Genomic DNA, 13,458 nt, shown 5'->3' with positions numbered 1-13,458 from the left:
CTTCGGTTCTGGCCAGCGACAACGTCTAATGTTGGAGAATTCGAGAGAGAAACTGCTTCGCACGGTCGGTTCGCGCCTCGATATTTCCAAAGAATTCGGCTTTCGAGGTGTCTTCGATGATCCTGCCCGCATCCATGAAGATCACGCGATCCGCCACCTTTCGCGCAAAACCCATTTCGTGGGTGACACACATCATCGTGGTGCCCTCTCCCGCGAGCTGGACCATGACGTCCAGAACCTCGCTGACCATTTCCGGATCGAGAGCCGAGGTCGGCTCGTCGAACAGCATGCAGATCGGATCCATGCAGAGTGCGCGAGCGATCGCGGCACGCTGCTGCTGTCCGCCCGAGAGTTGAGCTGGATATTTCGTCGCCTGATCCTTCAGACCGACACGATCCAGATACGTCCGCCCCTTGTCCTCGGCCTCATTCCGCTTTCGGCCCAAGACCTTGATTTGTGCGATCGCCAGGTTCTCAATGATCGACAAATGCGGGAAGAGTTCGAAATTCTGAAACACCATGCCCACCTTCGACCGAAGCTGGGAAAGATTGGTCTTCGGCGAGCACACGGATGTTCCGTTTACTCTGATGTCGCCCTTGTTGATCGGCTCAAGGCCGTTGATCGTCTTGATCAGGGTTGACTTGCCCGATCCGGACGGTCCGCAGACCACCACGACCTCTCCCTTGGCGACCTTGGTGCTGCAGTCCGTCAGGACATGGAACGCCCCGTACTGCTTGGACACGTTGTTGATCTCGATCATGACAAAGCGCTTTCAAAAGGCTTGGCACGACCTGCCAAACAGGCTGCGCCTGGCAAACGATTGGGCCGGCCGGACATCAGTTGCGGCCCATTTCGCGCTGATATCTGGCTTCGTTCTCTTCGTTCAGCGGGTAGAGCCCGGTGAGCGGATGACCATTGCGCACTTCGCGAAGGATCCACGTCTCGAGATCCTCCTGTTCGGCAGCGATAGAAGCGACGTCCTCGGCCATCGCGACGGGGATGACGATTGCGCCATCGTCGTCCGCCACGATGATGTCTCCCGGGAAGACGGCCACTCCGCCACACGAGATCGGCTGCTCCCAGCCGGCGAAGGCCAGTTGCGCGACGGCGGGCGGGGCGGCAATTCCGTTGCACCAGGTCGGCAATTCGCTCGCGATGATGCCCGCACGATCGCGAACGACGCCATCGCTGACGAGACCGTTGACGCCGCGAGCGCGCATGCGCGCGCACAGGATATCCCCGAATATCCCCGCGTCAGTCGTCCCCAATGCATCGGCGACCGCAACGCAGCCTGGCGGCATAGCCTCGACGGCGGCGCGAGTCGAAACAGGCGAAGACCACGCAGCGGGGGTGTTGATGTCCTCACGGCCTGCGATGAACCGCAGCGTGAATGCCGGCCCCACGATCTTGGGTTGGCCATGCAATAGCGGCGCAGTACCCCGGATCCAGACGTTTCGTACACCCTTCTTGAAGAGGACGGTCGTCAAGGTCGCAGTGGTCGCCCGCGCGAGGTTGGACATTACCTGATTATTGGTCGTCATCTCGCCACGCCCTTTAAACGCCCATGGCCTTCAAACGCCGGGGATCACCGACGCCGAACAATCAAGCCTGGGAAATAGAAAGCCTGAGCGCTGGCGAGGAAGGCGACGACATCCGCACTCGGATCTCAAAGCCTCGTCAGTTTCCTCTTTGCGCTAAATTTAGTGTAGCGACGGAATTAAATTCCTCAATGGAATTATTTTCGACCAATTGACGAACAAATGGAATGCATTGAGGGTTGCGCGATACCACGCTCAGACATCGTCAAGAACCTGCAACACGCCAAGGTCGAACTTTGGCATGAGGGTGCGTGTCATCGTCCTTGCGCCGAACTCACGCCATAAGAGTGAATCGCTCTGCATTCGCCTGCTTCGCCTTGGGCACTGCGCCTATCAGCGTCCACAAGGACAGTTCTCAACAACGCGCCTTACTCGCCAAGGCGCGCCTTGGCACTTAATCATCAAGTCCGGTCACAGCATCTCCCGAAGAACGGCAAACGAGGGATAGCTGTCTATGTCCGCGCCATATCGAGCGGAGGAGCGGTCCCAGATGGAATCGGGCACAGATATGGGCGGCGCGACGTGCGTGCGGCGTGATCTGTCTTGGCCGCGGCCAGCAGCGCAGGATCGGCCAACACCTTGCACGCTGTCGCCGCCATGACCTTGGCGACATGCACCATGCCCTTGTGTGCAGCCGGCATCTTGCCCTGCGTTACAAGCTGCCAGGAATGGAACGGCGTGCCGATGGCAACGACCGCGCCGGAGGCCTGGACGGTCGGCACGGCCCAACTGACATCGCCCACATCGGTCGAACCCATCAATGGTTCGCGCTTGGCGTCCAAGGGCACGACTTGCTCGCACAGCGCCGTGTCGCCGCGCGGCTGGCCGACGGAGCGATAAACGAAGTCGAAATCCTCTTGCGACAGCGTGGCCTGGACCTGCCTGGCGAAGCTGCGGTCGGCGTCGTCGAAAGGTGGTGGACCGAGCTGGTCAAAGACGTCGGACATTGCGCGTTCCAGCGGGTCGTTACCCAGCAGGTTCGACACCGCGCTGATCACCTGCACCGCGACCGAGGTCTCCGTCATCAGCGCCGCGCCTTGGGCGATCTTGCGGACCCGTTCCAGCAGCTCTCGCATACCGGCGAGATCGCGCGCACGCACCGCGTAACGAACCTTGGCGGTTACCTGCACCACGTTGGGAGCGATGCCGCCGGAGTCGAGCATCGCGTAATGGATGCGCGCGTCGCTCGGCATGTGCTCGCGCATGTAGTTGACACCGACATTCATCAGCTCGACGGCATCGAGCGCACTGCGGCCAAGATGCGGCGCTACCGCCGCATGCGCGGCGCGGCCCGTAAACGCGAAGTCGATGCGAGTATTTGCGAGCGAGGTCGCCGGCATCACTTCGCAAAAGCTCGACGGGTGCCAGGAGATCGCCACGTCGACATCGTTGAAGGCGCCGTCGCGCACCATGAAGGTTTTCGCCGCGCCGCCTTCCTCGGCCGGGCAGCCGTAATACCTGACACGTCCCGGCAAGCCTTGGCGAGCGAGCCAGTCCCTCACCGCAACCGCCGCCAGCATGGCGCCGGCGCCGAGCAGATTGTGCCCGCAGCCATGACCATTGCCGCCGATCTCGATCGGGCGCGGCTCGGCGATGCCGGCTTGCTGGCTGAGGCCCGGCAGTGCGTCGTATTCGCCGAGGATCGCAATGACGGGACCGCCTTCGCCGGCCTCACCGATCAGCGCGGTCGGAATTCCCGCGATGCCCTGCGTGACCTTGAAGCCATGACGCTCGAGTTCGGCCGCGTGCTCGGCGGCGGAGCGGGTTTCGGCGTAGCAGATTTCGGGTATGGCCCAGATCCGATCGCTGAGCGCGATGAAGGCCTGCTGCCGGTCGTCGACCAACTGCCAGATGTCGCTGGTGTCGTTCATGCGCCCGTCTCCTCGCGGCCGGTTCGATAATTGAGATTAAGGATGCCGACGAGCGAGGCCAAACCGATCGCGATCACGTAGAACGCCGGAGCGAGCTTGCTGCCGGTCACCTCGATCAGCCAGGTCACGATCAACTGGCCGAAGCCGCCGCTGAGCATCACCCCGAGCGCGTAGACCGACGAGAAGCCGGTGACGCGAACGTTCTTCGGGAAATTCTCGGTGAGCGCGATGAAGAAGCCGCTGCCGAGCCCTTGTATCGCACTCATCACTGCGATGATCAGCAGCAGTCCCGCGGTGGTCGGTGCAGCCGTCAGCAGCAAGAACGCGGGATAGGTGAGAACGATGACCAGCACGCGTGACAGCACCAAGAACGTCTTGCGGCCGAAGCGATCGGTCAGCACGCCGCCGATCGGCGAGAACAGCAGCATGAAGGCGCCGCCGACCATTGCCGCGGCCGAAGTGCTGGCTGGCGACAGGCCGAGCTCGCGCACGCCGTAGGTCGGCATATAGAGGTTGAGGATGACGTAGGACGCGTTGGCGCCAAGCATACCCAACAGCGCCCACAGCACGCTCGTCCAATGCAGCCGGACCACGTCGCCTACCGGACTACGGGGTGCAGCCGCTTTCGCTGTTGCAGGCTCGAGCGTCTCTTCGACCGCGCGCCGCAGATAAAGGCCGACCGGCACGATTCCGATGCCGCACAGGAAAGGAAGACGCCAACCCCAACTCGCCATGATGTCGGGCGACAGGCTGACGCTGAGCAGCCACACCACGCCGGCGCCGAGCATGACGGCCAGCCCCTGGCTCGCGGCCTGCCAGCTCGCGAAAAAGCCGCGTTCGTCGGCGGGAGCGGATTCGGCAAGCAGCGTCGTCGACGCTCCGGTCTCGCCGCCGGCCGAGAATCCCTGGAGCAACCGCCCCGCCAGCACGACGAACGGCGCCAGCAGCCCGGCCTGCTCGTATGTCGGCGTCAGCCCGATCAACGCGGTCCCAACCGCCATCAGCACCAGCGTCAGATTGACCGCCGCCTTGCGGCCGCGGCGATCCCCATATGCGCCAATGACGAGACCACCGAGCGGCCGGGCGCAATAGCCCGTGCCGTAGATTCCAAGTGAAAGGAGGATTTGCGTTCCCGGCGCCTGGGTCGGAAACACCAGCTTGCCGATGGTCACGGCAAAGAACGTGAACAGGGTGAGATCGAAATATTCCAGCGCGTTGCCGATCGAAACAGCGGCGATCAGGCGGAATCTGGATGGGGTCTCGACCGACGCTGCGAGCGTCATCGACATGGTGCTCTCCGTCATCTCATGCGGGGGACGTCGTGGCCGCGCGCCTTGTGGCCATTTGTCAGCTTAATGAAGGCCAATCGGGTCGGAACTGAAAAATCAGCCTTAATACATAACTGTATGGTAATGTCAGGGTATAATTCCCTGAAATCTCAGGCCTATGCCTTATCTTTGCATAACCAAAAGGAGGCCAAATGGCGCCACGATGGGCAGAGCGCATCAAACTCCGCCAGCTCCGCGTTGTCCTGGCGGTCGATGAGCACGGCAGCATCACCCGTGCGGCCGAGCATCTGTTCATCACCCAGGCCGCGGTCTCCAAGGTGATCGCCGAAATTGAAACCCTTGTTGGCACCGAGTTGTTCGAGCGTAAGGGACGCAGCGTCACCCCGACCGACGCCGGCCATCATGTGATCCGCACCGCGCGCCGCGTTGCGACCGAACTGAAGCTGCTTGGCGAAGAGGTGGAGCTGATCTCGGAGGGTGGCGCGGGTCTCCTGATCATCGGCTTGCAGGCGATCTCGATACTGCAGCTCGTCGCGCGCGTGGTGGCGACGATGAAGGCGCGGCATCCGCGGGTCACCATCCGTCTGGTCGAGGATACGCTACCGAACCTGCTGCGTGAGCTGCGCGCCGGCAGAGTCAATCTGGTGTTTGGACGGTTGATCCGCGGGCTGCTCACGCCGGATCTCGATGGCGCGCAAATCCTGTCCGAGCCCTATGTCGTCATCGCCAGTTACGGCCACCCCCTGCTTCGAGCGTCGAGGCTGGATTGGGAGCAAGCCTGCTCCCATGACTGGTGCCTGCCGCTGCCGGGGACCCCGATCCGCGAGCACTTCGCCGACCAGATGTCTGCGCTGCACGTCGCCATGCCCTCGCGTGCGATCGAAACGACCTCCGCCGCCACGATCGCGACGCTGCTGCAGACCATGCCGCTGCTTGCTCTGGCGCCCGCCAATCTCGCCGAGGAATGGGTGCGCGGCGGCGTTTGCACGGTCACACCGCTGCAATTGCCGGCCCGCCCCGAACCGATCGGGCTGATCTGGTCCGCCACTGCCACCTTAAGCTCGAGCGCCCACATTTTCCGCTCGGAGACCATGGCGATATTGCACGCGCCACCGGTTGACGGCTGAGGCCTGCAACAAGAGGTGATTTGCAGCTGGACATTAGTCCGCGGCTTGACCTTTCCATGGCGGCGCATGTCAGCAATCCGGCAGAGACGCTCGATCTGCCGGTCGATCGGGCTCGGCCTGCTAGAGCCAATCGAGCGGGATACCGCGATCAATTCGCCAAGCTGACGCGATAGGTGTGAATCACGCTGCTTTCACCTGCTTCTCCCAGGCGACGATCGAGACGCGCCAAGAGACGTGACAGCTCGGCGTGATCGTCTCGGTCGAGCGACGGTCCTGGCGCTCGTGTGGCAGCTGACGCGATCAGGCCGCGACGGCGAAAGATTTCCTTCCGAATTGCGAGTCCAACTCCGACCTGCCACTCATGGCGGATGAGCGGTAGAAAGATATCGTAGAGGTCCTCAGCTCCTTCCGCGTTTCCGGCGAAGAACCGGTCACATATCTCAACCAGAAGCTCCGGAAAAGCCACGCCGGTGTTGGCCCCATCCGCGCCTCGCGCAAGCTCCTGAAGCAGATGCAAGCCGCTGTTACCGACGAGAATTGACACTCGGCGACGTTCGCCACGCTCCTCTTGCGCGCGCATTTTTGTAATCTTGCGGAGCGCCGAGCCCTCTTCGTGCTTCAAAATCTGAATATTCGGTACGCGCTCTATGATGCGACCAAGCGTATCCGCGGAGATGTGTACTCCCGTGCTCTGCGGATAGTCCTGCAACGCGATTGGCACGTGTTCGCCGATCCGAGCGGAAATCGCTTCGAAGAATGCAAGCACCTGGTCCTCGGACTTCAGCGAGGACGCCGGTGCCACCATGATCCCGGCGGCACCTTCGTCCATCATCGCCGCGGTTACGGACCCAAACTCGTTAAGCCCTGCCTGTGAGACGCCGGTGATTACCTGGGCCCGACCGTCGAGGCGACGAACCACGCGCCGGACCAGATCGATGGATTCTTCTTTCGACAGCTTGGCCGCTTCGCCCATGAGGCCCAGCAAGGTGATACCGGGCACGCCGATCTCCAGAAAGAAGTCGACGAGTCGGTCCATGCTCGCAAAGTCGATCGCGCCGTTGTCCAAAAATGGCGTCACCGAGATCGGGTAAAGCCCGCGCGCCGTGGAGTTGATGAGATTTGTCATGTTCTCGTTCTCGCGTAAGGGTTATCGAATGGCGGCGGCTAATGACTGGCGGGCCCGACGGGTACCGTTATTGTGCCGCTAAGATAAAATCTGCACGCACCCGAGAGCCGAACGCGATCTTGGTGGATTGAACACTCGATCTGTCCTCCTCGCGTTGAGAGCTGCCGGGCCTGCAGCGTGGTCTTGTCGAGACGCTGGCCCCAGAATGGCGCCAGGGTGCAATGTGAGGTTCCTGTAACGGGATCTTCCGGAACGCCCTTGGCTGGCGCAAAATATCTGGACACGAAGTCGCAGGCGTCACCCGGCGCGGTGACGATGAGCCCTGGCAGCAGCAGCTTTGAGACCGCAGCCATATCCGGCGCTACCACGCGGACAGCGGCTTCGTCGTTGAGGACGCATACGTAGCGATCCACGCTCTCGTAGATTTCGTCGATGCGAGCCCTCAGCGCAGTCTCGAGCTCGGACTTTGGCACGGATGTCGGCACGGTCGGTCGCGCCGGAAGGTCCAGAACATAATCGTCTTCGCGTATCTGAATTTGGAGCGGCCCACTTGCCGTCGCCAACTCGACGATGGATCCCGTTTGTGCAAGCCCGAGTGCCTGATGCATGACGGCGACGGCCGCCAAGGTTGCATGACCGCAGAGGGGAACCTCCTGTATCGGAGTAAACCAGCGCAGAGGAACCGGATGCTCTCCGGGGCGCATGAATGCGGTTTCGGACAGATTGTTTTCCGCCGCGATGGCCTGAAGAATGTCGTCCGGAAGCCAGCAGTCGGTAATGGCGACGACGGCGGCAGGATTGCCTCCGAAGACGACCGAAGAAAAGGCGTCAACCTGCCAGATCGGAAGAATAATTTCACCGCTCATAAACTTGCCGTTTGCTTCGTCCGTTCTGCGGATGCCTATTTGCGCAGCGCGGCTTCGAAATGCCCCGCGCTCGGGATGCCGTCACTTAGCGCGGCTGCAATGGCAGCAAGTCGTTCCTCCGACACTTTACCGTGCCCCAGTGTTTTCAGCTTCTTCAACAACTGCGCGTCCGTGAACGGCCGACCAGGATCCCCGTCGGCCGTGTCTCTCTGCTCTTCGTATCTCTTGCCGCTGCGCGTATCGATCTGAACCGTCGTGGGTGTGGTCGACGGATAAAGTGCATCAAGCTTGGGATCGTGCTCCAGGACCACTCGCTTTGCGAGAGCCGTCACGTCGGCGCTCTCCAGAGTCCGGATCGACAGTGGAAGTAACGCGTCGGTGCCTTTGACTAGCGCCACGGCGATTGCAAACGGCAGGCTGAACTGGGCCGACTCGAACGAGGTCGGCCGCGCTTCGTTCGGCAGCTCGATCGTCGTGCGGAACGTGCGTACCGTGATGCGGTCGATGTCTTCGACTGCGAGCTGCTCGCGTGCCGCAATCGCCACTGCGGCGTCGATTGGAGCATGCGCCAGCCGGCAGCACGTGTAGCGCTTGAAGTACGTCCTCTGGAACGCGAACGCATCCGGTGACTGGGGAGAGATCCGGCTCGTGTCGAAAATCCCGACACTTTCGACGGCATCCGGATCTCCCTGATAGCCCAGTTCCGCCAGGAGCGCTGAAGCGACGCCGGACAGGAGGCCGAAAGGGACGCCTTCCTTGATATGGCCGGTCATCTGTTTCCGGACGCCGGCTGCGGCGACCAACGGCGCGGCGTGGACCGAAAGAGAAATCGCACTCGCGAGCTTCTCCCTATCGAAGCCGAGACAGATGCCGGTGGCAACCGCGACCCCAACTCCTGCCCAGCGACCCGATGCAAAGAACGGCGGCGACTCTGCAGCCCCGAGCCGTCCGCCAATCTCACAACCGGCGAGGATCGCATGCGCGAAAGTGTCCGCGGACACATCGTTCAGCGAGCCAAAGACCGATGCCGCCGGCACGACGGCGGCGCCGAGGTGGCCGCGAGCCGCGCGGTTGCCATCATCGATATCCAGTGCTGACATCGCGGACGAGTTGACGAATGCGGCTCCGATCGGGGTCACATTGGCGGAGCTGGAGAACCACGGAGCCACGTATCCCGTACCGAAGCCTCGTACGGCACATTTCGCAGCGATGGTCGCGGCCGGGGAGTCGTATCCTGCAATGGCGGCGGCTGCAGCGTCGATGAGGCACTGCTTGAGCAGCGCGCGGTTCGCGGCGACTTCCGACTCCAGCTGCAACGCAAGAGCGGCGAGATCGTAGGAAAGCTCGTTCTTCATTATGCCAGCTCTATGGTCCAATCGAGGCGTCTACTATCCTGGAACAAGGCGGACGGCACGCGCAGGCGGGTGACATAGCCGTGCAATGGTCGCGATCCGACTGCGTTTGCCCAATGCTCTTTCTCATCCGCCAAGGACCAGGACAACGTCAGTGGGCGCGGATGTCCGCAACGAATTTTTGAGCCCGGGGATGACGGGGCGTGGCAAAAAACTCCGAGGGCGTGGTGCTCTCCAGAACTTCTCCGTCCGCGATGAACCAGACGCGGTTCGCCACGTCGCGCGCGAATCCCATCTCGTGCGTCACGCAGATCATGGTCATGCCATCGCTCGCAAGCTGCTTCATCACCTGAAGCACCTCGCCGACCATCTCCGGATCGAGCGCGCTTGTCGGCTCGTCGAACAACATGACGGGGGGATCCATGGCCAAAGCGCGCGCAATTGCCACTCGCTGCTGTTGGCCGCCCGAAAGCTGGCCGGGAAACGCGTCCGCCTTGCTCTTCAGCCCGACCTTGTCGAGCAATTCCAGGGCCCGATCGTAAGCCTCGCTCTTCTTGAAGCCGCGGACTGTGATCGGCGCCAACGCAACATTGTCCTTGGCGCTGAGATGCGGAAAAAGGTTGAACTGCTGGAAGACAAAACCTATCCCGCTGCGCAACTGATTGACGGACGTCCTGCGGTCATTCACGTCGGTTTCGCCAACGATGATCTGTCCCTTATTGATCGGCTCGAGCCGATTAATGGTGCGAATGAGCGTCGATTTCCCTGATCCCGACGGTCCGCAGATTACAACGACTTCGCCACGTTCAACGCGCCCATTGACGTCGTTGAGAACCCGATGTGATCCATACCACTTACTGACGTTGATGAACTCGATCATGACGGCACTCGCACGAGGGAGGGGTTCTCGGGGATTAGTTGACTTGTCAATCTCGACCGCTTCCGCAGCACGCGATGTTCGACGACGCGCGAAAGGCAGCTCAGCGAATAGCACAGGATGAAATAGATCGCGGCGAGGATGAAGTAGACTTCGAAGGGACGCGTCAGCAACTGAGCGTTGATGCTGTTCGCGGAGAACGTCACTTCCTGAGCGCCGATGATATAGGCCAACGACGTGTTCTTCACGATCAGGACGAACTGGTTCATCATGCTTGGCAGGCAGTTGAACAGGGCTTGGGGCAGGATCACCTTGCGAAGCATCGCCGGGTAGCTCATCCCAAGGGAGCGCGACGCCTCCGTCTGCCCTTTTGGAAGTGCGTCGAGTGCCGCGCGAATGGCTTCGCCAAGATATGCACCCTCGTAGATCACCAGTGCGCAGATCACCGTGACCTCCGGGGAACTCGTCACGCCGGTCACCAGCGGCAACACGAAGAACGCCCAGAAGATGATGAGCAGGAGCGGAATCCCGCGAACCGCAGTGACGTAAATGGCCGCGGCCCGTCGAACTCCGTGGATGGGACTGGTACGCGCAACGGCGACCCCGACGGCCACCGGGAACGCAAGCAAGAGCGCCGCGATAGACATCAACAGTGTTAGAGCCAGACCTCCCAGCGGGCCATCCGGATACTGGCCCACGAGCAGCAGCAAACCGTATTGTGAGAGTATTTCTGTCATGGCGCCACAATCACCGTGTGAAGCGCGCCGACTGCTGCAGGCGACTTCCGATCGCCATCAGCGTCAGCGTGCACGCGAGATAGATGAGCGTTGGCGTGAGGTAGGCGGGGAATGTCGCGTATGTCTCGCCGTCGAGTTGCCGGGCGACATACATGAGTTCCTTGACCCCGATAGCCAAGGCGAGACTTGTGGTTTTCAGCAACCCCAGTGCCTGGCTGACCAGCGCGGGAGCTGCCCCGCGTACGGCCTGAGACACCACCACCCAGCGCATCGCCTTCAGGTAGCTCATGCCAAGTGCACGTGCGGCCTCTATCTGGCCAGGCGGGACGGCACGAATTCCGCTTCGCAGGTCTTCGGAAATGTAGGCCGCAGCGTTCAGTGAAAGAGCGACGACGGCGAAGAAGAAAGCGCTGAGATGGGCATTTGCGAAGGCGTGCCACGATTGCGGAAGGATCTGTGGCACGCCGAAGTACCAGACGAAGATCTGGACAATGCTCGGTACGTTTCGATGGTATTCCACAAACGCCCCGACGGCCGCAGACGGAAGCCGACCGGACATCCGTATCACAACCAGCAGTGCGCCAAGCGCGTAGGCGGCAATCGCCGAAGCAAAGAACAGCTCGAGTGTTGTGAGGGTGCCGCGCAGGAACAACAGCTGGACGTCAGGATCGGCGAGTACCGCAAGCGAGTGAAAGTTCATGATCGTCGCTCTCGTTGCTGCGCGGCTTGAGTATCGACCTATTCGAACTCTGAAGCAGGTGTGACCTTTTTCTCCCGTGCCAGCTGGTACTCGTTCGACTGGCCATACCAGCGATCCCAGATCGTTTGCAGGCGGCCGGAGCTCTCGAGCTTGTCGAGAGCGGTATTGACCGCCGCAAGGAGGGCGGGCTCGCCCTTCTTTACGCCGACGCAGTCATGCTCCCAGAAAAGCGCTTCATCGAGGAATACGGTCTGGCCGTTCGAACGGTTGTGAAATCCAACCGCTGCGCTCTTGACCATGGCCATGCCCTGTACCTTGTCTTGCGCAAGTGCCAGGTAGGATGACGGACCATTGTCGAAGCTGACCACCTCGCTGTTGGTCAGCTTCTGCCGCGCGAACACTTCCGACGTTGACCCTCGATTGGCGCTGACCTTCTTTCCCGCCAAATCGGCAAAGCTCTTGATGCCGGAATCTTTCTTGACGAGTACGGAAACCGGAACGTTCATATAGGCGGAGGAGAAGTCGATCTGCTTGGCCCGAACCGGCGTATATGCCAGGGACGCCGTCATGACATCGATGCGTCCCGTTTCAAGAGAGGGAATGCGCGCATCGACGGAGACGGTCTTGAGATCCAGCTTCACACCGAGGTCTTCGGCGATGGCTGCACAGACATCGACGTCAAGCCCGACGATACTGCGGGTCTTCGCATCCTGGTATCCGAGCGGAACCAGATCCCCAAAGACGCCGCACGTCAGGACGCCCCGCGATTTGATATCGGCGAGCTGATCGGACCAAGCCGCCGAAGAGCACAATGTGAATCCGAGAACTACGAGCGCCACTCTTTTCATACGTATGTCTTCCCCTGAACAACACGACAAAAGACGATTGCGAAAAATTCGGGTAACTCGCTTCGCTCGACCTCGCCTGCCCGCTTCAAGCATCGGTGCAAACCAAACGACGCGCACGCTGCGCAACCGCCGGAACTACCGGCGGGAGCTCGTCAAGCCAACCGCGGTGCAGCCGCGGCGTGCTCGTAAAAAGATCGGCGGCACGCTCTGCTCGTCATCCCGCCACGTCCTTCAAACACTGGGAATCAAGCCGCCATCGACGCGAACAGTCGAACCCGTGACATAGGAGGCCTGCGCGCTGGCGAGGAAGGCAATGACTTCAGCATATTCTTCCGGCCGGCCGTATCGGCCGAGCGGGATGCTTGCGGTGCTCTCGGCGGCGACCTGGTCAACCGGTCTCCCCTCGCGCTTCGCTTTTTCGGCGTCCAGGAACTGAATACGATCGGTTGCAATTCGTCCTGGAACGACGACGTTCATTGTTATCCCATCTCGGGCGACTTCGCGCGCGAGGGTCTTGGACCAGCCCACAAGCGCGCTGCGCAGCGTGTTCGACACACCGAGGTTGGGGATAGGTGCAATCACGCCGGACGAGGCGCTCGTGATCACGCGTCCCCACCGCCTGGCTCGCATTCCTTCGAGCACACGATCCGTGATCGCGATCACGGGCTGCACCATCTTCTGAAAGTTGGCCGCCCAAACGGCGGCGTCGATGCCCGACACTGGAGAGGGCGGCGGCCCGCCAGTGTTGTTGATCAGGATGTCTACCGGCCCGAGTTGCTTGGCGACCAACTCAAGGTTCGCCTGGATGATCGACAGGTCAGAGATATCCCAAACGATCGGCAGGGCGGACACGTCCTTGGTGCGAAGACGCTGAGCCACGGCGTTCAATCCATCGCCGTTGATATCAGCGATCGCCACCTGACAGCCTTCGCGCCCCAACGCCAGCGCAATGGAGGAGCCGAGACCACCGGCGCCGCCGAACACCAACGCTGTCTTTCCTTTGATCTGAAGGTCCATCGGGTCGCCTCATTGCGCTTCGTTTACTCTAACCGCCGAATTAAATTCCT

At 61.3% G+C, this 13,458-nt stretch carries 13 protein-coding genes; 1 reads left to right on the top strand and 12 read right to left on the bottom strand.

What is annotated here, in order from left to right; all coding sequences use genetic code 11:
* Window positions 1–25: 25 nt before the first annotated feature.
* From OC450_RS05830 to OC450_RS05815, 4 genes are all read right to left on the bottom strand, one after another.
* Window positions 26–760, bottom strand: coding sequence for an amino acid ABC transporter ATP-binding protein (locus tag OC450_RS05830; RefSeq protein ID WP_262047442.1), 735 nt, complete (start codon window positions 758–760; stop codon window positions 26–28).
* Window positions 761–836: 76 nt separating this feature from the next.
* Entirely contained in the window at window positions 837–1,541 is a 705-nt protein-coding gene (locus OC450_RS05825) for a ribonuclease activity regulator RraA (protein ID WP_262047441.1), read from the bottom strand.
* Window positions 1,542–2,050: 509 nt separating this feature from the next.
* The gene (locus tag OC450_RS05820) at window positions 2,051–3,469 is read right to left on the bottom strand and encodes a M20 family metallopeptidase (RefSeq protein WP_262047440.1); all 1,419 of its coding nucleotides are present in this window, start codon (window positions 3,467–3,469) and stop codon (window positions 2,051–2,053) included.
* Entirely contained in the window at window positions 3,466–4,758 is a 1,293-nt protein-coding gene (locus OC450_RS05815) for an MFS transporter (protein WP_262047439.1), read from the bottom strand. The genes OC450_RS05820 and OC450_RS05815 overlap by 4 nt, the downstream gene beginning before the upstream one ends.
* Before the next feature lie 191 nt (window positions 4,759–4,949).
* Between OC450_RS05815 and OC450_RS05810 the strand changes: the two genes are divergently transcribed.
* Entirely contained in the window at window positions 4,950–5,885 is a 936-nt protein-coding gene (locus tag OC450_RS05810; RefSeq protein WP_262047438.1) for a LysR family transcriptional regulator, read from the top strand.
* 148 nt (window positions 5,886–6,033) lie between these two features.
* On the opposite strand, the gene OC450_RS05805 is transcribed toward OC450_RS05810, so the two are convergent.
* The 8 genes from OC450_RS05805 to OC450_RS05770 all read right to left on the bottom strand — a co-directional run bounded on the left by OC450_RS05805 (window position 6,034) and on the right by OC450_RS05770 (window position 13,408).
* Window positions 6,034–7,011 carry a dihydrodipicolinate synthase family protein gene (locus OC450_RS05805; RefSeq protein ID WP_262047437.1) on the bottom strand — a complete coding sequence of 326 codons (978 nt, stop codon included), beginning with the start codon at window positions 7,009–7,011 and terminating at the stop codon, window positions 6,034–6,036.
* A 38-nt stretch (window positions 7,012–7,049) separates the two neighbouring features.
* Window positions 7,050–7,877, bottom strand: a complete 828-nt coding sequence (locus OC450_RS05800) for a PhzF family phenazine biosynthesis protein (RefSeq protein WP_262047436.1) — start codon at window positions 7,875–7,877, stop codon at window positions 7,050–7,052.
* A gap of 35 nt (window positions 7,878–7,912) precedes the next feature.
* Entirely contained in the window at window positions 7,913–9,232 is a 1,320-nt protein-coding gene (locus OC450_RS05795) for an MmgE/PrpD family protein (protein ID WP_262047435.1), read from the bottom strand.
* A gap of 148 nt (window positions 9,233–9,380) precedes the next feature.
* Window positions 9,381–10,109 (bottom strand): amino acid ABC transporter ATP-binding protein, encoded by a 729-nt coding sequence (locus OC450_RS05790; protein WP_262047434.1) that lies wholly within the window; start codon window positions 10,107–10,109, stop codon window positions 9,381–9,383.
* Window positions 10,106–10,843, bottom strand: a complete 738-nt coding sequence (locus OC450_RS05785) for an amino acid ABC transporter permease (RefSeq protein ID WP_262047433.1) — start codon at window positions 10,841–10,843, stop codon at window positions 10,106–10,108. The genes OC450_RS05790 and OC450_RS05785 overlap by 4 nt, the downstream gene beginning before the upstream one ends.
* Before the next feature lie 10 nt (window positions 10,844–10,853).
* The gene (locus OC450_RS05780; protein ID WP_262047432.1) at window positions 10,854–11,543 is read right to left on the bottom strand and encodes an amino acid ABC transporter permease; all 690 of its coding nucleotides are present in this window, start codon (window positions 11,541–11,543) and stop codon (window positions 10,854–10,856) included.
* A 38-nt stretch (window positions 11,544–11,581) separates the two neighbouring features.
* Window positions 11,582–12,391: a transporter substrate-binding domain-containing protein gene (locus tag OC450_RS05775; RefSeq protein WP_262047431.1), complete on the bottom strand. Its 810-nt coding sequence runs from the start codon at window positions 12,389–12,391 to the stop codon at window positions 11,582–11,584.
* A gap of 231 nt (window positions 12,392–12,622) precedes the next feature.
* The gene (locus tag OC450_RS05770) at window positions 12,623–13,408 is read right to left on the bottom strand and encodes an SDR family oxidoreductase (RefSeq protein ID WP_262047430.1); all 786 of its coding nucleotides are present in this window, start codon (window positions 13,406–13,408) and stop codon (window positions 12,623–12,625) included.
* Between the last annotated feature and the right edge of the window lie 50 nt (window positions 13,409–13,458).

Origin of the sequence: Bradyrhizobium sp. Bra78 (assembly GCF_024519855.1) — a bacterium.
Taxonomy (GTDB): Bacteria; Pseudomonadota; Alphaproteobacteria; order Rhizobiales; family Xanthobacteraceae; genus Bradyrhizobium; species Bradyrhizobium japonicum_G.
Note: the sequence above shows the minus strand (reverse complement) of the source record. Positions and strands in the feature narration are given on the sequence as shown.

What these genes read in the sequence shown, in the direction of transcription:
- OC450_RS05830 (WP_262047442.1), bottom strand. Translation starts at nt 760, where the DNA reads ATGATCGAGATCAACAACGTGTCCAAGCAGTACGGGGCGTTCCATGTC.
- OC450_RS05825 (WP_262047441.1), bottom strand. Translation starts at nt 1,541, where the DNA reads ATGACGACCAATAATCAGGTAATGTCCAACCTCGCGCGGGCGACCACT.
- OC450_RS05820 (WP_262047440.1), bottom strand. Translation starts at nt 3,469, where the DNA reads ATGAACGACACCAGCGACATCTGGCAGTTGGTCGACGACCGGCAGCAG.
- OC450_RS05815 (WP_262047439.1), bottom strand. Translation starts at nt 4,758, where the DNA reads ATGTCGATGACGCTCGCAGCGTCGGTCGAGACCCCATCCAGATTCCGC.
- OC450_RS05810 (WP_262047438.1), top strand. Translation starts at nt 4,950, where the DNA reads ATGGCGCCACGATGGGCAGAGCGCATCAAACTCCGCCAGCTCCGCGTT.
- OC450_RS05805 (WP_262047437.1), bottom strand. Translation starts at nt 7,011, where the DNA reads ATGACAAATCTCATCAACTCCACGGCGCGCGGGCTTTACCCGATCTCG.
- OC450_RS05800 (WP_262047436.1), bottom strand. Translation starts at nt 7,877, where the DNA reads ATGAGCGGTGAAATTATTCTTCCGATCTGGCAGGTTGACGCCTTTTCT.
- OC450_RS05795 (WP_262047435.1), bottom strand. Translation starts at nt 9,232, where the DNA reads ATGAAGAACGAGCTTTCCTACGATCTCGCCGCTCTTGCGTTGCAGCTG.
- OC450_RS05790 (WP_262047434.1), bottom strand. Translation starts at nt 10,109, where the DNA reads ATGATCGAGTTCATCAACGTCAGTAAGTGGTATGGATCACATCGGGTT.
- OC450_RS05785 (WP_262047433.1), bottom strand. Translation starts at nt 10,843, where the DNA reads ATGACAGAAATACTCTCACAATACGGTTTGCTGCTGCTCGTGGGCCAG.
- OC450_RS05780 (WP_262047432.1), bottom strand. Translation starts at nt 11,543, where the DNA reads ATGAACTTTCACTCGCTTGCGGTACTCGCCGATCCTGACGTCCAGCTG.
- OC450_RS05775 (WP_262047431.1), bottom strand. Translation starts at nt 12,391, where the DNA reads ATGAAAAGAGTGGCGCTCGTAGTTCTCGGATTCACATTGTGCTCTTCG.
- OC450_RS05770 (WP_262047430.1), bottom strand. Translation starts at nt 13,408, where the DNA reads ATGGACCTTCAGATCAAAGGAAAGACAGCGTTGGTGTTCGGCGGCGCC.